General features: G+C 60.5%; 19 protein-coding genes. 16 read left to right on the forward strand and 3 right to left on the reverse strand.

The genetic code is table 11. From position 1 onward, the window contains the following. Positions 1–58: 58 nt before the first annotated feature. Together ACOJCM_RS02850 and ACOJCM_RS02855 are read left to right on the forward strand one after the other, a co-directional pair. Entirely contained in the window at positions 59–1,756 is a 1,698-nt protein-coding gene (locus ACOJCM_RS02850) for a glycoside hydrolase family 15 protein (RefSeq protein ID WP_445210554.1), read from the forward strand. Beyond that, positions 1,683–1,925, forward strand: coding sequence for a glycoside hydrolase family 15 protein (locus tag ACOJCM_RS02855; RefSeq protein ID WP_445210555.1), 243 nt, complete (start codon positions 1,683–1,685; stop codon positions 1,923–1,925). The genes ACOJCM_RS02850 and ACOJCM_RS02855 overlap by 74 nt, the downstream gene beginning before the upstream one ends. A gap of 262 nt (positions 1,926–2,187) precedes the next feature. Here ACOJCM_RS02855 and ACOJCM_RS02860 read toward each other — a convergent pair whose 3' ends face one another. Beyond that, complete coding sequence (locus tag ACOJCM_RS02860; protein WP_445210556.1) at positions 2,188–2,613, reverse strand: DUF3617 domain-containing protein; 426 nt, start codon at positions 2,611–2,613, stop codon at positions 2,188–2,190. Between the two features lie 117 nt (positions 2,614–2,730). Next, positions 2,731–4,530, reverse strand: coding sequence for a putative bifunctional diguanylate cyclase/phosphodiesterase (locus ACOJCM_RS02865; RefSeq protein WP_445210557.1), 1,800 nt, complete (start codon positions 4,528–4,530; stop codon positions 2,731–2,733). A 965-nt stretch (positions 4,531–5,495) separates the two neighbouring features. Here ACOJCM_RS02865 and ACOJCM_RS02870 point away from each other — a divergent pair. The 6 genes from ACOJCM_RS02870 to ACOJCM_RS02895 all read left to right on the forward strand — a co-directional run bounded on the left by ACOJCM_RS02870 (position 5,496) and on the right by ACOJCM_RS02895 (position 11,816). Next, positions 5,496–6,620 carry a DcaP family trimeric outer membrane transporter gene (locus ACOJCM_RS02870; protein WP_445210558.1) on the forward strand — a complete coding sequence of 375 codons (1,125 nt, stop codon included), beginning with the start codon at positions 5,496–5,498 and terminating at the stop codon, positions 6,618–6,620. A gap of 271 nt (positions 6,621–6,891) precedes the next feature. Continuing rightward, positions 6,892–7,602: a GntR family transcriptional regulator gene (locus ACOJCM_RS02875; RefSeq protein ID WP_445210559.1), complete on the forward strand. Its 711-nt coding sequence runs from the start codon at positions 6,892–6,894 to the stop codon at positions 7,600–7,602. Between the two features lie 29 nt (positions 7,603–7,631). Continuing rightward, the gene (locus ACOJCM_RS02880) at positions 7,632–8,849 is read left to right on the forward strand and encodes a CaiB/BaiF CoA transferase family protein (RefSeq protein ID WP_445210560.1); all 1,218 of its coding nucleotides are present in this window, start codon (positions 7,632–7,634) and stop codon (positions 8,847–8,849) included. Between the two features lie 10 nt (positions 8,850–8,859). Then, positions 8,860–10,149: a TRAP transporter large permease gene (locus tag ACOJCM_RS02885; protein ID WP_445210561.1), complete on the forward strand. Its 1,290-nt coding sequence runs from the start codon at positions 8,860–8,862 to the stop codon at positions 10,147–10,149. A 79-nt stretch (positions 10,150–10,228) separates the two neighbouring features. After that, on the forward strand, positions 10,229–11,275 hold the full coding sequence (locus tag ACOJCM_RS02890; RefSeq protein ID WP_445210562.1) for a TRAP transporter substrate-binding protein: 1,047 nt from the start codon (positions 10,229–10,231) through the stop codon (positions 11,273–11,275). Positions 11,276–11,285: 10 nt separating this feature from the next. Next, positions 11,286–11,816, forward strand: coding sequence for a TRAP transporter small permease (locus ACOJCM_RS02895; protein WP_445210563.1), 531 nt, complete (start codon positions 11,286–11,288; stop codon positions 11,814–11,816). 44 nt (positions 11,817–11,860) lie between these two features. Here ACOJCM_RS02895 and ACOJCM_RS02900 read toward each other — a convergent pair whose 3' ends face one another. Then, positions 11,861–12,724 carry a pirin family protein gene (locus tag ACOJCM_RS02900; protein WP_445210564.1) on the reverse strand — a complete coding sequence of 288 codons (864 nt, stop codon included), beginning with the start codon at positions 12,722–12,724 and terminating at the stop codon, positions 11,861–11,863. Positions 12,725–13,238: 514 nt separating this feature from the next. Between ACOJCM_RS02900 and rraA the strand changes: the two genes are divergently transcribed. The 8 genes from rraA (at position 13,239) to ACOJCM_RS02940 (ending at position 21,170) form a co-directional block, all read left to right on the forward strand. Further along, entirely contained in the window at positions 13,239–13,715 is a 477-nt protein-coding gene (rraA, locus tag ACOJCM_RS02905; RefSeq protein WP_445210565.1) for a ribonuclease E activity regulator RraA, read from the forward strand. A gap of 24 nt (positions 13,716–13,739) precedes the next feature. Beyond that, positions 13,740–14,402 (forward strand): aspartate/glutamate racemase family protein, encoded by a 663-nt coding sequence (locus tag ACOJCM_RS02910; RefSeq protein ID WP_445210566.1) that lies wholly within the window; start codon positions 13,740–13,742, stop codon positions 14,400–14,402. 544 nt (positions 14,403–14,946) lie between these two features. After that, positions 14,947–16,023, forward strand: a complete 1,077-nt coding sequence (locus ACOJCM_RS02915; RefSeq protein ID WP_445210567.1) for an isocitrate/isopropylmalate dehydrogenase family protein — start codon at positions 14,947–14,949, stop codon at positions 16,021–16,023. A gap of 48 nt (positions 16,024–16,071) precedes the next feature. After that, the gene (gene otnK, locus ACOJCM_RS02920; protein ID WP_445210568.1) at positions 16,072–17,343 is read left to right on the forward strand and encodes a 3-oxo-tetronate kinase; all 1,272 of its coding nucleotides are present in this window, start codon (positions 16,072–16,074) and stop codon (positions 17,341–17,343) included. Further along, entirely contained in the window at positions 17,336–17,974 is a 639-nt protein-coding gene (gene otnC, locus ACOJCM_RS02925; RefSeq protein ID WP_445210569.1) for a 3-oxo-tetronate 4-phosphate decarboxylase, read from the forward strand. The genes otnK and otnC overlap by 8 nt, the downstream gene beginning before the upstream one ends. An 85-nt stretch (positions 17,975–18,059) precedes the next feature. Beyond that, complete coding sequence (locus ACOJCM_RS02930; protein ID WP_445210570.1) at positions 18,060–19,037, forward strand: Bug family tripartite tricarboxylate transporter substrate binding protein; 978 nt, start codon at positions 18,060–18,062, stop codon at positions 19,035–19,037. 51 nt (positions 19,038–19,088) lie between these two features. Then, positions 19,089–19,622, forward strand: coding sequence for a tripartite tricarboxylate transporter TctB family protein (locus ACOJCM_RS02935; RefSeq protein ID WP_445210571.1), 534 nt, complete (start codon positions 19,089–19,091; stop codon positions 19,620–19,622). Between the two features lie 21 nt (positions 19,623–19,643). After that, positions 19,644–21,170 carry a tripartite tricarboxylate transporter permease gene (locus tag ACOJCM_RS02940; RefSeq protein WP_445210572.1) on the forward strand — a complete coding sequence of 509 codons (1,527 nt, stop codon included), beginning with the start codon at positions 19,644–19,646 and terminating at the stop codon, positions 21,168–21,170. Positions 21,171–21,177 lie beyond the last annotated feature (7 nt).

The following is a 21,177-nucleotide window of genomic DNA, read 5'->3' on the forward strand; positions in this document are numbered from 1 at the left end:
CGCTTTCCATGGAAATCACTAGAGCTATAGTCAGCTGTATTAGGATGGTCAATGTGGCATGGCGGAACGACAAGGAAGTGCATGGAAGGGGGTCGAAGTGGAACACACGACACGGAAGATCGAGGATTACGGGTTCATCGGCAACATGCGCACGGCCGCCCTCATTGATCGCGATGCCTCGATGAGCTGGCTGTGCCTGCCGCGGTTCGATTCGGATGCCTGCTGCGCGGCGCTGCTCGGGAACGAGGACAACGGTCACTGGGGTATCCGCCCCACCGGGACGGTTCAGGCCCGCTCGCGTCGCTACCGCGGCGAGACGCTCGTGCTGGAGACACTCTTCGAGACGGCCCATGGCAGCGTCGCCGTGATCGATTTCATGCCGATAGCCAGCAAGAGCGACAACGAAGAGAGCGTGATGCGTATCGTCGAGGGGCGCAGCGGTTGTGTGACGATGTGCTCACATGCGGCCTTTCGCTTCGGTTATGGCCGACTGCAGCCTTGGCTAAGCCAGGAGGCGAATAGCGTATCCGCCGTGGCCGGCCCGGATGGCCTGCGCCTGGATGCTCCCATCGAATTGGAAACGCGAGGCAGTGACATCACCGCAACCTTCGAGATTCGTGCGGGTGAAAGCGTGCCATTCGTACTGACATGGTACCCCCCCTATCGCGATGCCCCCGGCCACTGGGATGCGCTGCGTACGCTTGAAGAAACCGAATGCTGGTGGAGCGAATGGAGTTCGCGCTGTCGGGTTGACGAGCGCTATCGGGAGCCGGTGATAAGGTCCTTGATCACACTCAAGGCTCTTACGCATATCGAAACCGGCGGCATGGTAGGGGCCGTCACCACCTCCCTGCCCGAGCAGCCCGGTGCCGGCCTCAATTGGGATTATCGCTACACCTGGCTGCGCGACGCCACCTTTACCCTCTACGCCCTGCTCTCCTCGGGCTACCGGGATGAGGCTTGCGCCTGGAGGGAATGGCTGCTGCGTGCGGTGGCCGGCGACCCTGGCAAGCTGCAGCCACTGTACGGCCTGGCTGGAGAACGGCGACTCTACGAGCATGAAATCGAATGGCTGGAGGGCTTCAACGGCTGCCGACCGGTGCGCATCGGCAATGATGCCTTCCGACAAAACCAGCTCGATGTGTATGGCGAAGTGATGGATGGCCTGCACCTCGCTCGCGTCCACCACATCGAGCCCTCCCATGACATGTGGGACATCCAGTGCAGGATGATCGATTTTCTCGAACAGCATTGGAGTGAGAAAGGTGCCGGTCTATGGGAGAGTCGCGAGCCCGCACGCCACTATACCCACTCCAAGGTCATGGCCTGGGTCGCGGTGGACCGGGTCATCAAGGGTGTCGAGCATTTCGGCCTCACTGGCGACGTTCAGCGCTGGCGAGCGCTACGTCAGCGCATCCATGACGACGTCTGCACCCACGGCTTCAATCGCAAGCGCAACAGTTTCGTTCAGTACTATGGCGCGGATGTGTTGGACGCCTCGCTGTTGCTGTTGCCACAGGTCGGCTTCCTTCCCATCGAGGACCCGCGCATTCTCGGCACGATCGAGGCCATACAAGCCGAACTGGTGCACGACGGTTTCGTCTACCGCTATTCCCACGGCGACGAGGAACGCCTACCTGACGGAGGGCGAAGGGGCCTTTCTGGTCTGCAGCTTCTGGCTGGTGGATACGCTCGAGCTGCTCGGTCGGCACGACGAGGCGAGCGATCTCTTCGACAAGCTGCTCAGCGTACGTAATGATCTCGGTCTTCTCGCTGAGGAATATCACCCCATCGCGCGTTGCCAGTTGGGCAATTTCCCGCAGGCCTTCTCTCACGTAGGGCTGATCAACAGTGCCCATAACCTCAGCAAGGATATGCCAGACCACAAGGGACCCGCACAGGAGCGCAGCGACGAGGGGCGTTGAGCCGAGGCTGCCCGACGAGCGACACGGATGTGGGGGGACGACATGGTCGAGATCGAAACGGCGCCAACATGCCTATCGATTGCGATGGTGCCGCGGCTTAGGCAAGCCAAGCGATAAGGAGAGGCACATGGATGGGACCCGGTTCGAGATCAAGCGTGCCCGGGAAGCGTCAGCGCACGCCTGCCCGCCCAACGCGGTATCTCTACCCTGATCAAGGCCACCCTGACGGGTGGCCTTGGGATCCATGGCGTCAGCGATGCGTTCAGCAGTCACCGATTCGCTCACCCTCGATGGTGGTTTCCAGGCGCATCTGACCCATGGGCGACTCGGTATCGATATTCACGCTGCCCGCGACGCTTTCGCCCAGGAAGTCCATGCGACCGTCGATATTCGCCTCACCGCCCTCGGCATGGCAAACCATGCGATAGTCGATACCATCGGCCGAGACGTTATGCTCCAGCAGTTCACAGCCCTCCTCGACCTCGAGGAACTGAAAGTCCGCATCGTCGAGATCGCCCTGGGCGATGCATTCCTGATGGCTGTCCGCCTGGTCGGGAATCGGCACGTCACCCTTCACGGAAGTCGTGCTGTCGAATTGCCACTGACCCGGCACGATGTTGGGGGTTTCGGCCAGGACCGTCAGCGGGAACATCAGCACGGCAGCGACCATCATGGGGCGTAGGGACATGAAACTCTCCGTTTTTTAGGGAAGTATGGCAGAGGAAGCAGGTCCTCTAACGACACGACCAGCTTACCGCAGCGTGTGCGGGAAAAGGAGAAGCTGACGCATGAGTTTTTCCCTTCGTCAGGAGGGAACGACGCAACCGTCAACGTTCAGCTGCAGCTCCTCCAGGGGGAGCGGGCGGCCGAAGAGATAGCCCTGAAACGCCCCGCAGCCATGCGCCATGAGCCAGCGGTGCTGGGCTTCGGTTTCGACTCCCTCCGCCGTGACTTCGAGACCGAGGCTGCCGGCCAGGGTGATGGTGGTGTTGACGATGGCGGCATCCACGGGGTCTTCGAGCACGCCACTGACGAACGTCTTGTCGATCTTCAACCCGTGCAGCGGCAGCCTTTTCAGGTAGTTCAACGACGAGAAGCCCGTGCCGAAGTCGTCCAGGGCGAAACGGATGCCAAGCTTGCTGAGGCGAAGCATGATGTTGCGCACGCGCTCCTGATCCTCCATGAGCAGGCTTTCGGTCACCTCCAGCACAAGCCGAGCCGGGTTGGCCCCGGTCATCTCCAGGGTATGCTGCACTCGCGCCACGAAGTCTGCCTGGTGAAACTGTACCGAGCTGACGTTGACGGCAATCGTCAAATGCTGCCTGTCGTTCTGCCGTGACCAGGATGCCAGCTGGCGGCAGGCGGTCTCGAGTACCCAATAGCCGATAGGCAGTATCAGACGGTTCTTCTCGGCGAGGGGAATGAACAGGCCGGGCGGCACCAGGCCACGTCGAGGATGATCCCAACGAATCAGGGCCTCGACACCGGTCACCTTCGCATCGCCATTCAGCTGCACCTGATAGTGCAGGCGCAGCTCGTCACGGACCAGGGCCTGATGCAGGTCGGCCTCGAGATGGACCCGCTCCATCACGTCGGCCTGCATGTCGGCATTGAAGAAACGCAAGGTGTTGCCGCCCGCGGCCTTGGCCTGCTGCAGCGCGATGTCCGCCTGGCGCATGGCACTATCGACATTGGCCTGACCGTTGGCGAAGAGCGTGATGCCGATGCTGGCCGTGATGGGCAGGGTCAGGAGCGGGTCGTCGCCGGCCTGAACGCTCATGATCCTTGCCAGCAGCTTTTCCGCCACACGCTCGGTGGCATGGGCGGCCTGCTCCACATCGAGGCCGAGATCGTGGATGAGCAAGACGAATTCATCGGCGCCCAACCGCGCCAGGGTATCGCTTTCGCGCACCGCCTCCTCAAGCCCCTGGGCGACCCGACGCAGCAGCCGGTCACCGTGCTGAAGCCCCTGGGCCTCGTTGACCACCTTGAAGTTATCCAGGTCAATGAACAGCAACGCCGCGAAGCGTTCGCTGCGCCGCGTCCCCCTGACGACCATTTCCAGTCGATCGAGCAACAAGCGCCGGTTGGGCAACCCGGTCAGTGGATCATAGAAGGTCAGGCGATACTTGCTCTCCTGAATGTCACGATATTCGGTGACATCGGTCGAGATACCGCACAAGGCTCGTATCGAACCATCCGGATTGCGCAACGGCAGTTTGATCGAGAGGAAGGTGAAGACACTCTCGTCCTGGCGCAGCACATAGCCCTCCTCGGCTACGATCTTCTCGCCATGTTCGAGCACACGCCGATCGTTGAAACGCAGGTCCGCTGCCGTGCCGGGGTCGAAAATATCGCTGTCGGTCTTACCCAGTAGCGAATCGACAGACAGCCCCGCGATCTCGCCCGCCTTGCGATTGGCGTACTGATAGCGGAAGTCGTTCGACTTGACGTAGATACAGGCATCGACACTGTCGAGGATGGTTTCGAGTTCCTCGCGATGGAGGCGAAGCGCACTGATCTCGCCTAGCAGCCGTCGGTGACGGGCCCACCCGACCAGCATCAGGATCGCCATCCCGATCAGGGCCAACACCAACGCGGCCATGCCGTCTCCAAGGACAGCAGCGAGGGTCGCACCCTCAGCGCCAGCGAGCGCACTCGGGGGGAGCACGAGCCCCCATGCGGCAAGGGCAGCGCAACGCATCCTGGCCAGCCAATCCATGTTGGACATCCCGTCACCTGTAGGAAGGAACCGCCTAGTTATAGCAGAGAATGCTAACGTTTCCGTTAACGCACGAGCGTCCGCTCGCACCGCTTCACGCTTGGCATGGCATCGACTGCTCTTTCGGCCGTTTCCTCCTCCGCTCCCATGACGGCCGAGCCTGCATGATCCCGCGCGTAGCCATCGGTCAAAAGGAAAAACTCCGCTACAAGGAGCCGGCTTTTCAGGGCTTGGCCTGGCACACCCCCAGAACGAAAGAGCCCGGCCTTGCGGCCGGGCAAACCTTCGCTTCCTTGCTTCTATCCCCGGTCATCCTGACCGAGCCTCCTTGGATCCTGCGTCGTCCTGACGCTGCCTTCCCTGTCGGGCTTCCTGCCCACGTGAATCATGACACCAGTCATGGAAAGTCCAGTTAACATGGGATACGCCGCTTTGTAGGAAATTGCCGACAAAATCTGTAATCAAAGGCCTACATAACAAGCGGCGATTCCTACCTCAACGTTCGTCACCGAACGAGTTTCTGGCTTCCAACAATATGGGAGACGACTACTACGAACAAGCATCTTACGAGGGCCGACGCGCCAACAACAGTCGCATCGACGAAGCACATCTCCGTTCAAAGGTACGGCACGGGAATTCATACAGTAGGAAACCAATGCGCCTCATCCTTTTGTCGTAAGCCACATTCATCGAATTGTCATCAACGTTACATCTGGTTAATTTCTGAGGCGATGTAGAAACTCTAGCAACAAAAGATTACGACTTTGGTAGAAAGGCTACATCATTACAACACAAGAAATCCGGTGCGCGACTGCTAAAGGGCACCAACGCAAAATAAGGAACTGCACGTGACAATCCACAAAAACCTCAAGAAGACTGCCATCTTCTCCGCCAGCGCCCTCGCCCTCGCCGTTGCGAGTGCATCCAACGCCTTCGAATTCGAAGCAGGGGACACCGCAGTCACGATCTATGGCTATGCCAAGCTGGACGTCATCTACGACGTGGATAACGATCTTGGCGAGAAGAGCGTAGGTCGTAGCAATATTGCACTCGACGGCGAAGAAACCAGCGACGGCCATACCAATATGCACGCCGCCGAGAGCCGTATCGGCTTTACCACCGCCACGCCGGTTTCGGGCAGCACCCTCAAGACAACCATCGAAGGCGACTTCTACGGCGGTACCGCCAACGCGCCGGCGTTCCGTCTGCGCCACGCCTTCGGTGAGTGGAACGGCATTCTCGCTGGCCAGACCTGGACCAACTTCTCGAGCTTCCTGGCTGGCACGCCCACCATCGACTTCACCGGCATCGGTGGCCGCGCCACTCTGGATCGTCAGTCGCAGCTGCGCTACACCACCGGGGGCTTCTCCGTGGCAATCGAGGACCCGGACAAGATCGGTGGGCTTCCAGTAAGCGCGGACGCTAAAACTCAACTCCCCGACTTGACCGCACGTTTCCAGGGCAGCGCGGGTAACTTCAACTACTCCGTTTCCGGTCTGTTACGCCAACTCGAATACGATACAGTTGGCGGTGCCGACGATACCGCCACCGGTTGGGGCATGGGCTTCGATGCCTCCTTGGCAGTGAGCGATGCACTGACCTTGCGCGGCGGCATTGCACACGGTGATGGTATCGGTGGCTATCTACACGGCAACCCAGCCGCTTCAGCCTATGTGGACGGCGACGGCAACCTGGAAACCATCAAGGCCACCGGCGGCACGGTTGGCGCCAGCCTCAAGGCCGGCCCGGGTGCCATCAACATCGCCTATACGCTGATCGATCCCGATCTCGATGAGAGCAATGCCGCAGCGGATGCCGATACCCAGTACGACGATGTTTGGCTGAACTACATCTGGTCACCGGGCAATCGCATCAGCTACGGCATCGAGGCCAGCTGGCATAAGCGTGAAGTGGTAGATGGCCGTGACGGCGATGCGCTCCGCCTGCAGGGCATGGTCAAGTACGACTTCTGATGCCAAGGGTGAAACCCAATTAGCATCAACGCGATAGGTTACCAAAGTAGTACAAGCATACTGTATTATCGATCCTTGCCTCGGCCACTGGCCGGGGCTTTTTCATACCACGCAGCCGAGCTTCGTTGCCCCTCGCTTTTTGCCCATCCCCACCTTGAACCGGAGGCTATCCCGAGCCCGCAAGTTGCATGCAATATACGACCAATGTCGAGTTCATAGGGCCAAATTACTCTACCTATAGTCATAATTGCATACAATTTACGAGACAGTGATGGCCGACCCTTTCATAGCCGAAGCTCCCCGGATCGCGCGAACCGCGACTTCCGAGGTGCATAACGTACTCAAGCAGCGAATCCTCGAGGGCCACTATCGAGCCCAGGAATATGTACGCGAGGCGAGCATCGCCCGTGAACTCGGCGTGAGCCGCACCCCGGTGCGAGAGGCACTGCGCGAACTGGTATCGGAAGGCTGGTTGGAAGCGATCCCGCACCACGGCGCCAGAGTCGTGACCTGGACGGAGAAGGATGCGCGCGAAGTCTTCGACCTGCGCCTGGTACTCGAGCCCATGGCCGTCAGGCTGGCCAGCGAGCGGATGAACCCGACTCGCCTGGCGCACCTCGAGGGACTCGCCAGCCGTATGGAAGCCCTCGTCGAGCGCATTGAACGCGAGCCGGAGGTACGTAACGAAATCGCCCTGCTAAACCACGAGTTTCACCGTGAACTGATCGCCGCGAGCGACAATCAGCGTCTGGTGGCGGTGCTGGATAGTGTCGTCCGAACCTCGGTAATCCGGCGCAACTTCGGTAACTACGACCTGGCCAACCTGCGCCGGAGCATGCGCCATCATCGCGAAATTCTCGAGGCGATCACCGCCGGCAGCCCCACGTGGGCAGAGAACGTGATGCGCTCCCATCTGCTGGCCGCTCAGGCACTGCACGTCCGTTTTCCCGATAGGCCTGATGGTCCAGCAGCCTTCGATTGAACCAGCCCCAGAGAGGCAGCCCAACAATAATGACGACACACGACAAGACGCCACCGATACCCCTCGATGACATCAAGGTGCTCGAACTCGGACAGTTGATTGCCGGTCCGTACTGCGGTCAGGTGCTGGCCGATTTCGGTGCCCAGGTGATCAAGGTGGAACCTCCTGGCAAGGGCGACGCCATGCGTCAATGGGGCGAGGCCGACCGCGATACCGACGAGCCACTGTGGTGGAACGTCATCGCGCGCAACAAGCGGTCGCTGACGCTCGACCTGCGCCAGCCACGCGGGCAGGATCTCCTGCGCGAACTGGCCCGTCAGGCCGATGTCGTCATCGAGAACTTTCGCCCCGGCACCATGGAGCGCTGGGGACTAGGCTACGAAGCTCTCTCGCGTGACAACCCCGGCCTGATCATGGTTCGGGTCACCGGCTTCGGCCAGGACGGCCCCTATGCCTCGCGCGCCGGCTTCGCCTCGGTCTGCGAGGCCATGGGAGGGTTGCGCTATGTCAGCGGCTACCCCGACCGCCCCCCGGTGCGCGTCGGCATCTCGCTGGGCGATACCCTGGCCGGCCTGCATGCCGCCCTGGGGACCATGATGGCGTTGCATCAGCGTGAACGCACCGGCCGCGGCCAGACCGTCGACAGCAGCATCTTCGAATCGGTACTGGCGATGATGGAAAGCCTGATTCCCGAGTACGCCCGCGCCGGCAAGATACGCGAGCGCAGCGGCAGCTTCCTGCCCAAGATCGCCCCGTCGAACGCCTACCCGGCCCGAGACGGTCGCGACGTGATCATCGGTGCCAACCAGGACACGGTGTTCCGCCGCCTGTGCCAGGCCATGGGCCAACCGACCCTAGCCGATCATCCGGACTACGCCACCCACCGCGCCCGCGGCCAGCACCAGCAGGCCATCGACGATCTGATTGCCGCCTGGACCCAACAGCACGACGCCCAGCAGGTCGTCGACATCCTGGCCGAGGCTGGCGTGCCGGCAGGGCTGGTTTACCGTGCCCCCGACATGCTGGCGGATCCGCATTTCCAGGCCCGCGAGACGATCATCGAGGTGCCTGACCGCCACGGCCGGCCGCTGCCCATGCAGAACGTCTTTCCTCGTCTGTCTCGCAGTCCCGGACGAGTGCGCCACGTGGGGCCGGCCCTCGGCGAACATACCGAGGCGATTCTGTCGGACTGGCTCGGCTACGATACCGCCGCGCTCGATGCGTTGCGCCGTGATCGGGTGATTTAAGGGGGCGCTCATGCAGACCGTTCTGGTGGTTTTCGCGCTGATAGCCATGATCGGGCTGGGCGTGCCGATCTTCCTCTCGCTGGGGGTCGCGGGCCTGATCGGACTGTACATGGCACGCGGTTCGCTGGCGTTCTTCTTCGCCCCATCATCACTATTCGGCCAGCTCAACGTGTTCGAGATGGTCGCGCTGCCGCTTTTCATCCTCATGGGTAGCCTGCTCGGTGCCACGCCTGTCGGCGCCAACCTGTTCCGGGCGGCGGTGCGTTGGCTCAACTGGCTCCGGGGTAGCCTGGCGATCTCCTCGGTGGGCGCCTCGGCAATGTTCGGTGCCGTCTCGGGAGTGAGTCTGGCGGGCGTGGCTGCAGTGGGCTCCATCGCCGTACCACAGATGCTCGAGCGCGGATACAGCCGTACCCTGGCCGCCGGCTCGGTGGTCACTGCCGGCGCCTTGGCAATGCTGATCCCACCCAGCGTACCGTTCATCATCTATGGTGCGGTCTCCAGCGTCTCGGTGGCCGACCTGTTCATTGGTGGCATCGTGCCCGGTATCGTGCTGGCCCTGGCGCTCTCGGCCTATATCTTCCTGCGCGTCAGCCTCAACCCCCTGGAGGCTCCCGCCGCTACGCAGCGCTTCACCTGGCGCGAGCGCTTCCAGAGCCTGGGCCAGATCTGGCATGCCGCCCTGCTGGTGCTGGCAGTGCTCGGGTCGATCTACACGGGCTTCGCCACGCCCAGCGAGGCGGCGGGCGTCGGGGCGCTGGGCGCTTTCTTCATCGCTGCGGTGGTCTTTCGCAGCCTGACCTGGCCCAAGCTGACCCAGATCCTCGGCACCACCGCGCGAATCAGCGGGGCCATCTTGCTGATCATGGGCTGCGCCAAGATCTTCGGCGACTACCTCAACATGGTACGCGTGCCGCAGCTACTCACCGAGACCCTGACCACCAGCGGCCTGCCCGCCTGGGCCATTCTGCTCGCAGTGATGCTGCTGCTGATCCTGCTCGGCATGCTGGTCGATGCGGTGTCGCTGATCGTGGTCACCACGCCGGTGCTGCTGCCGCTGGTCGAGGCGCTGGGCTACGACCCGCTGTGGTTCGGCATCGTCATGGTGCTCAACCTCGAGATCGCCGTGGTCACCCCACCGGTGGGCCTGAACCTCTATGCCCTGCGCGGCGTGTGTCCGGGCCTGACCATCGAAGAGATCATCCGCAGTGCCCTGCCGTTCGTCGCCGTACAGTTCCTCGTGCTGATGCTGTTCGTGTTCTTCCCCAGCCTCAGCCTGTGGTTGCCGGGGCTGATGTAGACCGATAAAGAACGCGGCCCCGGCCGCAAGCCAAGCGCTCGCAACGCGAGCCGATACAACAACAATCGGGAGACTCACCATGACCGTTACACGCCGCCAACTGCTCAAGTACGGCACCTTCGCCACCGCTGGCGCCACCCTGCTCGGCGGGCACAGCCTGTTAGCGCCCCGCGCCCGGGCCGCGACGTCGCTGACCGGGGTGAATTACATCACGCCCTCCTACAAGGCGCTGAGCTACGGCTCCGACGGCTTCGTCAAGTTGCTGGCCGAGAAGCACGCCGACGTCATCGACTTCGACTACCACCACTCCGGCCAGCTGGTGACCGCCGACGAGCAGCTCCCGGCCCTGCGCGCCGGCAGCGTCGACTTCATGTTCCACACGCTCTCCTACATCACCCGCTCGCTGCCCATCCTCGGCATCACTGGGCTACCCGGCGTGGTCGACGAGCTGTACCAGCATCCCGAGCGCCTCAAGCTGGGCAGCCCGCTGATGGAGCTGATCAACGAGCAGCTGGCCGAGGACAATCTCTACATGCTCTGCTCCGGCGGCGGCATCCTCGAGCCGGAATACATCTGGAGCACCGAGGAGAACCCGATCCGCTCGCTTGAAGACCTCCGCGGAAAGAAGATCCGCGTAGTCGGCTACGAGGCCACCACCGCGCTGGAGGAGTACGATATCGGCGCCACCCGCATTCCCTCGTCGGAGACGTACCAGGCACTGCAGCGCGGTACCGTGGACGCCGGCATCTTCAACATCTCCACCATCGTCGGCCGCAGCCTCCACGAGCAGCTCTCCGCCTGCTATCGGCTGCCGGTGACAGGATTCACGGTCGCCCCCTTCATGCTGCGCGATCGCTGGGACCGCCTCGACGACGAGGTACGTGCCGCGCTCGAGGACGCCGCACAGTGGTACGACGAAAACTTCATCGAGCATTGCAACAACGACATCTACCCCAACGAGTACTGGCCGATGATGGAGGAAGCCGGCATCGAGGTGATCGAACCCAGCGAAGAGGACCTGGCCGCCTTCAACAACACTACCGAGGCGGTATGGGAACACTGGAAGAGCGAAGTCGGGGAGGAGGTCGGCGAGCAGGCCATCGCCCTGGCCCTCGGCGAAGCCTGAGGAGGACGTCATGTCTACTTCCATGCGCACCTGGGACGGCCTGATGGCCGTCCTGCGTGGCGCCTCGATCCTGGTGCTCGTCTTCATGACGCTCACCATCTGCTACGACGCCATGATGCGGCATCTATTTTCGGCGCCGACCAGCTGGAGCCTCGAGATCAATTCTTTCCTGCTGGTCTACCTGGCCGTGATGGGTGCGGCCGAGGCCCAGCGGCACGGGGCCCACATCCGTATCGAGTTTTTCGCCGACAAGCTGCCACTGCGCCTGCAGGCGCTGGTCGGCGTAATCACCGGCCTGCTTGGCGCTGCCTTCAGCTTCGTCATGGTATGGCGTGGGGGCATCATGGCGTGGCAAGCATTCGAGTACGGCGAGCGGGTCTCCAGCGCGCTGGGCACGCCGACCGGCATCCCCTACGCCATGCTTCCCATTGGCTTCGGCCTGCTGGGCCTACAGTTCCTGCTCGACTCCTGGCAGGCGGGAACGCGCTGCCTGCACCCCGAATCGACCCCACAAACCTCGGAGGTCCAGAGCGATGTCTGACCTGCCCCGCCATCAACCGACCGCCTCGTGGAAGAGCGACAGGTTTACAGCGTCAGCCCTGAGCCGAACTTACCAGCCTCATAGTCGCGTACCGCCTGGGCGATTTCCGCCTGAGTGTTCATGACGAAGGGGCCATGGGCGACGACCGGCTCGCCGATGGGTTCGGCATGGCCAAAGAGAAAACAGCACGGCGTCTCGGCCTCGAGGAGAATGGTTTCGCCGTCGTCATTCAACTCGACCAGATGCCACGGCGCTATCCTCTCGCCCGCCATGCGTGCGTGACCGGTTACGGCATAAAGAAAGACGCTGCGCCCCGCCGGTGCCGGCAGCTCGGCACATCCGCCGGGCTCCAGGCGAACCACCGACATGAACACATCCGTCAACGATTCGACCGGCCCCGTCTCGCCGCCGTACTCTCCCGAAATCAGCTCGAGCGATCCTCGGCCCTCATCGAGGCTCACCCTGGGTATCGCATCGCGCTGCACCCCCACATAGCGCGGCGACACCATTTTCAGCCGTGCTGGCAGGTTGACCCACAGCTGCAGGATCTCCAGTGCACCGCCCCGCTTCTTGAACTCGTGGGGCGAAATCTCGGCATGCACGAGCCCCGAACCGGCCGTCATCCACTGAACGCCGCCCGCCTCGATCACGCTCGTATGGCCGCCGGAGTCATGGTGCGCCAGGCTCCCCTCGAGAATGAAGGTGACCGTTTCGAACCCTCGGTGTGGATGCGGACCGAACGGCAGCCCGGCATTGTTCGGTGGGTAGATCTGCGGGCCATGATGATTGAGGAACAGGAACGGATCGACCTGCGACACGCCCGGACCCGGCAAGGGCCGACGAGTCTGCAAGTCGCCGATATCGTCGCGATACGCAGGGTGAACCGAGGCGACGGAGCGAGTAGTCATCTGGCCTCCCGATCTTGAAACAGGGGGAAAACCGCCGCAGCGGCCAGGCGCGAGGCTGCCGACCGCTACTGGCAGCAGTTGGCTCCAGTGTGGTCGGTCTCGGGAGGCATGACCAGGGACAGGGCCCATTGCGCCGCGAGGCGACAGCTGATGCGCGGCACGGGCTATGGCTTGGATGGCGAACGCGGTGTCTTCGTGCCCCACGGTTTCCGCTTGAGCTTTCGGGATTGGACCGGCGAGGTAACCAGCTATTCTCGCGACGTAGCCGAAATGGCGCTGGCCCAAAACCATCGAGAACATTGTGGAAGCCGCGTACCGCCGAGGCAACCTGTTCGAGAAGCGACGAGCGATGATGTAGGATTGGGCAGACTTCGTAACCGAATAGGCTAAAGCCTAAAGGGTTTCGCTATTCGACTAAGCAGGCACCCAAAGCAACATAGATATCTGTAGTCTTGCGCCGATAGGAGTTAAGAAGTATGCTCCTTATTGTACTTTCCAATAGGAATAAACAATAATGGTCGTTACCGCCGATTTATATGACACGCATGCTGCCCATGTCACGAGTTGCATGCTCCAATTCCAACAGTTCGGGGCGATAACAAGCTTCGCGGGACGCATCAGGACGGTGCGCTGCGTCAATGACAACATGTTGATCAAGCAAACGTTGCAGGAAGATGCCAACGGCGAGGTACTGGTCGTCGATGCCGGGGGGTATCTCGGTGCCGCCGTGATGGGCGACAACATCGCGAAGCTGGCCCATCAACACGGCTGGTCGGGGGTGGTCATCAACGGGGCCATCCGTGATGCCAAGACCATCCAGGGCATCCCCTTGGGGATCAAGGCACTCGGTACCAACCCACAGAAGACCAGCAAGAAGGGCGAAGGCTGGGTGGATATCCCCGTGTCCTTCGGTAACGTTTGCTTCGTTCCCGGCCACTATCTGTACAGTGACGAGGACGGCATTTTGGTAAGCGAAACGGCATTATCCTGACCCGACTCTTTACCCGAGAGCCCCATGACAAAGATTGCCTTGATCCATGCTACCCCCCTTGCCATCGAGCCGATCCATCGTGCGTTCGGCAACATGTGGCCAGATGCCGAGCTGATGAATCTTCTAGATGACTCATTATCGAAGGATCGCAACCGAATCCACGATGACGAGGCCTTTTTCGACCGGCGTATAGATTCACTCTCTCGCTATGTCATGGACTGTCATGCAGACGGGATCCTGTTCACATGCTCGGCCTTCGGGCAAGCCATCGAAAAAGTAGCCGGCAAGCATCGGATCCCAATCTTGAAGCCCAATGAGGCGATGTTTCGCCTGGCCCTGGAACAGGGCACAAGGATCGGAATGGTGGCCACTTTCAAGCCGGCGCTGCAAGGTATGGTAGAAGAGTTCGAGACGATGAAACGGCAGCTGGGCAGAGCGGATGCCGTGCTAGAGACCTCGCTGGTCGAGAAAGGGCGTCGGGCCCTGGATATGGGCGATACCGAGCAACACGATCGGCTGGTGGCCCAGGCGGCGTCGAGAATGCCCGAGTGCGACGTCTATATGCTGGCACACTTCTCCACCGCCTCAGCCAAGCTCCTGGTCGAACAGGCCATCCACAAGGGCGTGTTATCCAGCCCGGAAAGTGCCGTCGTTTTCTTGCGAAAGCAATTCCCGCAAGCTGCCTGAAAAAAGGTCGACGACGTCGGCACAATACCGCCTGACCACCTTGCATGGCCCTCCAGTCGATCCTCGAGCACACACTAGAAATAATGCGTTCACCTTGACCGTCCCCCATGCCCCTCCCTTGCTCGGCCCGCTGCGCCAGGGATAGGTAACGGAGACATCCTCCGCCGTTGCCTTTCGGCGCACCCGAGCACAAGCAGGGTGACCAGATGCGGCCCGAGCCTCCGCTAACGTGATGTGATGAGCCATGCACGGCACGGCCCTTTATATTCATTTTTTCTAACCTTAACCACGCCTTAACATGTCTCGATAAATACCCCCTAAACAAGATGTTGAAAGCATTTCCTGTTGTGACAACCCGCCCTGCCTGCGACCAAAGTATAGTCATATATTGATCTTTTTTGATCAGAAGTACATTGACAGACAGCCGCGACACACCCAGGATTGTACATACACACTAACAAAGACAATGCGGCCAGCCCTCTCCTGATGGAATCCACGACAAGTCACGGATCCATGTAAACCTTACAAAAAGGAATGAATTGTAATGAAGCTTCTTGTACTGCCATGCGATGGAATTGGTCCGGAAATCGTCCAAGCATCGATGACGGTTCTGGAGAAGGCAGACGCGCTCTTCTCTCTTGGCCTGGAATACGACTATGACGATGTAGGTTTCTCCAGCCTCGAAAAACATGGCATCACCTTGCGCGACGAGGTTCTGGAAAAAGCCAGGAAATACGACGGAATCATCCTCGGCACCCAGTCACACGCCGACTACCCCGCTCCAGAAAAGGGTGGTCGCAATGTGTCGGCGGGATTTCGAATCGGCCTCGACCTGTATGCCAACGTGAGGCCTGCACGCACCCGCCCTTTCCTCGAGTCCAACATGAAGCCAGGCAAAAGCATGGATTTGGTGATCATGCGCGAGGCGACGGAGGGTTTCTATCCCGATCGGAACATGACTCGGGGCTGGGGTGAGGTCATGCCTTCTCCAGACATGGCCCTGTCGACGCGCAAGATCACACGCCACTGCAGCGAGCGTATCGCCCGACGCGCCTTCGAGCTGGCCATGCAACGCCGCAAAAAGGTCACGGCGATTCACAAGGCCAACAGCTTCCATATGACCGATGGCCTGTTCCTGGAAGCGGTGGCAGATATCGCCAAGGAGTTTCCCGAGGTGGAGGTCGACGATCTGCTGATTGATGCCTCTACCGCACACCTGGTGCGCAATCCCGAGCAATTCGACGTGATCGTGGCTACCAACTTCTACGGGGACATCATCAGCGACCTGGCCAGCGAATTGAGCGGCAGTCTCGGTCTGGCGGGATCGATGATGGCAAGCGACGTCGCCTGTTGCGCCCAGGCACAACATGGCTCGGCCCCCGACCTCCAGGGTAAGGACAAGGCCAACCCGACCTCGATGATCCTCTCCGTCGCCATGCTCATCCACTGGCTCGGCGAGAAGCGTGAGGAGGACAAGCTGATCGAAGCCGCTGCGGCCATGACCCGAGCCGTTGACGCGGTGCTGGAGAATCCCCAAACGCGCACGGCAGATCTTGGGGGCGACATGGGTTGCCAGGGCTTCGCCGAAGAGGTGGCGAAACGGTTGGAGGCAAAACGCTAAACCGGGGCGAGTGACTCCTGGAGCGCCGACAGTGGAACGGAGAATGCAATGAAAAAGCCTCTATTGGGCTGTATCGCCGATGACTTCACCGGAGGGACCGACCTGGCGAGCACCTTGGTCCAGGGTGGGATGCGCACTATCCAGTGCCTGGGAGTTCCCTCTGATCCGATCGATACCGATGCGGATGCGGTAGTCGTGGCCCTCAAGACAAGGACGTGTGATCGCGCTCGGGCCATCGAGGAGTCATTGCAAGCACTGAGTTTCCTGCGTGAGGCAGGCTGCGAGCAATTCTTCTACAAGTACTGCTCCACTTTCGACTCCACCGACAGAGGCAATATCGGCCCCGTCGCGGATGCCCTGATGGACGCGCTCGACATCCGGTTCACCATAGCCTGTCCGGCTTTCCCCGAGAACGAGCGAACCGTCTACAAGGGGCACCTGTTCGTCGGCGACGCACTGCTCAGCGACTCCAGCATGCGAGATCATCCACTCACCCCGATGCGGGATGCCAACCTGGTGCGGGTGCTAGGAAGGCAGACGGCACGCGAGGTCTATCTCTGCCATCAGGAGATGGTCGACCAAGGAGCCAGCCGCCTGAGAGAACGGTTCACGTCACTCTCCGGGAATGTCGATGGCTACGCCATCGTGGATGCGACCACGGCCAAGCACTTGTACCTCATCGGTGAGGCGGCGGCGAACTTGAGGCTCATCACCGGGGGGTCGGGCATCGCACGCGGCTTGCCGCTGAACTTCATCAAGCAGGGCAAGCTCCAGGCCCCCGATGATGCGAGCAGGATCGCTCTGAGCCAAGGCAATACCCTGATCCTCGCGGGCAGCTGCTCGGCCATGACCAACAAGCAGGTCGCACACTGGCTCGAGAGCCGGCCTGGCTACCGGCTCGACCCCCTCTCATTGGCGGAAGGCGATGCCCAGGTCAACGACGCCATCGCCTGGGCACTCGACCATCTGCCCAGGCAATCCGTGCTGATCTATGCGAGCGCGGATCCCGGTGCCGTAAAGCAAGTTCAGGCCGTCCTCGGCACGGAGGCCGCCGGGACGCTCGTCGAGTCGGCCCTGGCGCGTATTGCCAGGGCGGTTCATGAGCATGGCATCGATAAGTACGTGATCGCCGGTGGCGAGACCTCGGGGGCCGTCTTGCAGGCACTGGAAGTCAAGGCGTTGAGGATCGGCCCCGAGGTTGCCCCCGGGGTGCCGTGGACGGTATCGACTTTCGGCCCGCCGCTGTCGCTTGCCTTGAAATCGGGAAACTTCGGGGACGAGCGCTTCTTCACTCAAGTCATCGAGTCTAGCCATGAATGAACGCCAGGCACGACATGAGATAGCTGCTATCGCCAAGTCCCTCTTCGATCGCGGCTTGACCCATGGCAGCACCGGGAACATCAGCGTCAAGCTCAGTGATGGCTGGCTCGTGACCCCCACCGGCTCGTCCATGGGCAGGCTGGAACCGGAGCAGATATCGAAGCTGGACAGAGAAGGAAACCTGATCTCCGGGGACCCTCCCTCGAAGGAGGCCCCGCTGCATCTGGCAATCTATCAGCAACGGGCTTCCAGCAACGCCATCGTGCACTTGCACTCGACATGCTCCGTTGCCCTTTCCCTGCTGAAAGGGCTGGATGAGGAAGACCTGATCCCCCCCCTGACAGCCTATTACGCCATGCGCGTCGGCAAGCTGCCACTCGTGCCTTACTTCGCGCCTGGAGACAAGGCGCTCGCGGAGGCAGTGAAGCGGTTCTCGGGCAAGCATCACGCCATGCTGCTGGCCCATCATGGCCCTATCGTCGCAGGCAGTTCCTTGAGTGCCGCCGTGGATGCCACCGAGGAGCTCGAGGCCACTGCCAAGCTCTTCCTGTCGGTATACCACCACCAATACAGAACCCTCTCTGCGGATCAGCTGGCTGATCTCAGAGACAAATTTCCGATACGAGCATAAACAGGAGGTCTTCAGCGAAACAGATCATTGACAGAGCACACGAGCCAGAACACGACCAAGTCATAATGACAAAGGAAGCAAGCTCATGAACAAGCCCAAGCTGATCACACCCGTCGCCACCATCGCTGCCCTGGCCTTCGCGAGTCAGGCGGTAGCCGATAAACATGATGACATCGACTACCCGCAGGATACCCTCAAGTGGACCATCGCCTTCGGTCCCGGTGGTGGCAATGACCTGATGTCGCGCACCGTGGTCGAAATCCTCAACAAACACGACCTATACGGTGACCAGGACATCGTCGTCGAGAACCGCGAAGGGGGAAGCGGTGCCGTGGGCTGGAGCCACGTCAAGAACGATGAAGGCAACAACTACCATGTCACCTCGACGAGTGGCAACTTCATCGCAACGCCCCTGGTCTCGGACACAGACTGGAACTACGCCGACTTTACCCCCGTTGGACTGCTGGCGAACGATGCGATGTTCCTCGTGGTGCCTGAGGATTCCGACCATGACAGCATCGATGACTTCGTCGAGGCTGCGAAATCCGAAAGGTTGACAGTTGGGGGCATTGGCGCGGCAGGTCCCGACCGAGTAGTCGCCGGGCTGCTGATGGAGTCGGCCGACATCAAGTTCGAATACGTTCCCTCGCCGGATGGTGGCCAGGTCATCACGTCGCTGACCTCCGGGAGTGTCGATGCGATCATCTCGAACCCCTCCGAGGTGTCGGGCCAGATTGAAGCGGGTGAGTTCAAGGCTCTCGCCTATTCCGAAGGCAAGCGGAGTGACATCTACCCCGACGTGCCCACTTTCAAGGAAGAGGGTTATGACTTCTCCTTCTCCCTGCCTCGCGGCGTGGTGCTTCCCGCCGGGGTAGATGCGGAGACACAGGAGTGGTGGATCGAAACCCTCAAGGACGTCGTCGAGACTCAGGAGTGGATAGACTATCTGGAGAAGAATGGCCTTTCCGGCAACACCATCTGGGGTGACGAGTTCGCCGACTACCTTGAAGATACCAGCGGGCAATTCGAGAAAACCCTGAAGGACATCGGGGCTGCTGAATAAACATATGGGCAAGGGGTCACGCCCTTGCCCCATCATACCTGAGGCATACCCATGCGAATCTGGTTCTCACTTTCGCTGCTTTTCTTCTCCATACTCTTCCTAGCCTATGGACTCAACACGCTATCACTGTTCACCTCTACGGGCCGCCCTGGACCAGGTTTTTTTCCGGCAATTGTGGGTATCGGACTGGTCACCTTCACCGCCATCAACACCTATAAGGACTTCAGGGAGCGCCAATCAGCTGCCAGGGAGACGCACCATTCCTTGTTGGAAAAACAAGCATCCAGCATCAAGAGTGAAGAGGACGAAGTAAAAGACGCAGACACCAAGGCTGATGAAGCGGGAACGACGTATGCCAGGGATGTGGTCTGGGCGTTAGCTTTCATTGCGCTATTTATTGCCTTGCTCAGGCCGCTTGGCGCTGTACTTTCGATGGTTGTCTTCATGTTTATCTTGCTGTGGAAGTTCAACCCCGGGAAGACAAGGTTCAATGCGATATACAGCGTGCTGTTCCCATTGGGCACCTACCTTCTCTTCGAAGTGTGGCTTCGCGCGGGGCTCCCTGACGGCATCTTCCCGTACTAGGTTGTGTTGGAGAATTTTGACATGATAGCAGATATATTCAGCAACCTGGGCATGGGCCTCTCGGTTGCCGTAACCCCCCTTAACCTGTTGTTTTTGTTGATCGGGGCCTTCGTGGGAATGATCGTCGGCCTGTTTCCCGGCTTTGGACCAGCCGCCGGCATCGCCATCCTGCTCCCCTTGACCTTCGGACTCGACCCGACAACGGCTATCATCATGCTGGCGGGTATCTACTACGGGGCCATGTATGGAGGAACCATCACCTCGATACTGATCAACACGCCAGGCGAATCCGCCACTGTGGCGTCGACGCTGGATGGCTACCCGCTGGCCAAGCAGGGACGCGCCGGGCCCGCCCTGGTAATGCAGGCGATCGCCTCTTTTGTGGGTGGAACCACCGGCGTCATCCTCATCTGCGCGCTGATCCCGTCACTTGCCAAGCTGGCAGCCTCCTTCGGTCCATCCGAGTTCTTTCTGATCATCCTCTTCGGCCTGCTGCTGCTGGCTACCGTCATGGGGGAAAACAAGATCAATGGCATCATCTCGGCACTGATCGGCTTCGCGGTGGGCATGGTCGGTGTCGACGTGATCAGCGGATCGCAGCGCTTTACCTTCGGCTCCCCGGAACTGATCGGTGGCATCTACTTTGTTCCCGTTGCCATCGGCATCTTCGGTATCGGAGAACTCCTGTATTGTATCTATTCCGGCCAGCACAGGACCGAAATGAAGAAGCTTCGCCTCTCCTTCCGTAGCGAACATTTTTGGCCGACTCGTAAGGACTATTCTGAGTCTAGGTTTACCTTCGTTCGTGGTTCGCTGATTGGTTTCCTCGCCGGTCTCCTGCCAGGATCCGGGGGCACACTCGGCTCCATCATGGGTTACTCGGTCGAGAAGAAAATCGCCAAGGATCCCGAGAAGTTCGGTCATGGCGAGATGCGCGGCCTGGTCGCCCCGGAATGTGCCAACAACGCAGCCTCGGCAGGTTCGATGGTGCCGTTGCTCTCACTGGGCATTCCCGGATCAGGCTCCACCGCCGTCCTGCTTGGTGCCTTCATGATGTGGGGGCTTCGCCCCGGGCCGATGATGATCGTCAACGACCCTGAGTTTGTCTGGGGCCTGATTGCTAGTATGTATCTCGGCAACATGATCCTGATCATTCTCTGCATTGCCGCAATCCCCCTGTTCGTCAAGTTCCTGGATATCCCCTACCGCCTAGTGATTCCCATCATCGTGGTCCTGTGCGTCGTGGGTACATATGCGCTGCACTCCAGCATCATCGAGACTTGGGTGCTGGTCATCGGTGGTCTCCTGGGTTTCGCCATGAAACTGTACGGTTATTCACCTGCCGCCACGGTACTCGCCCTGGTATTGGGAGGCATGGCGGAGAATACCCTTTTGCAAACATTGATTGCCTCGGATGGCAGCCTAATGGTCTTTATTGAACGGCCCATATCCCTAATACTGACTTGCGCCGTTGCCGTGGTCGTACTATCTCCCTACCTCGTCAAACTCTTTCGTCGCCTCGGCAAAAAGCAGATTAAGATGTCTTGATAAAAGG

This window comes from Billgrantia hypersalina (genome assembly GCF_052584175.1).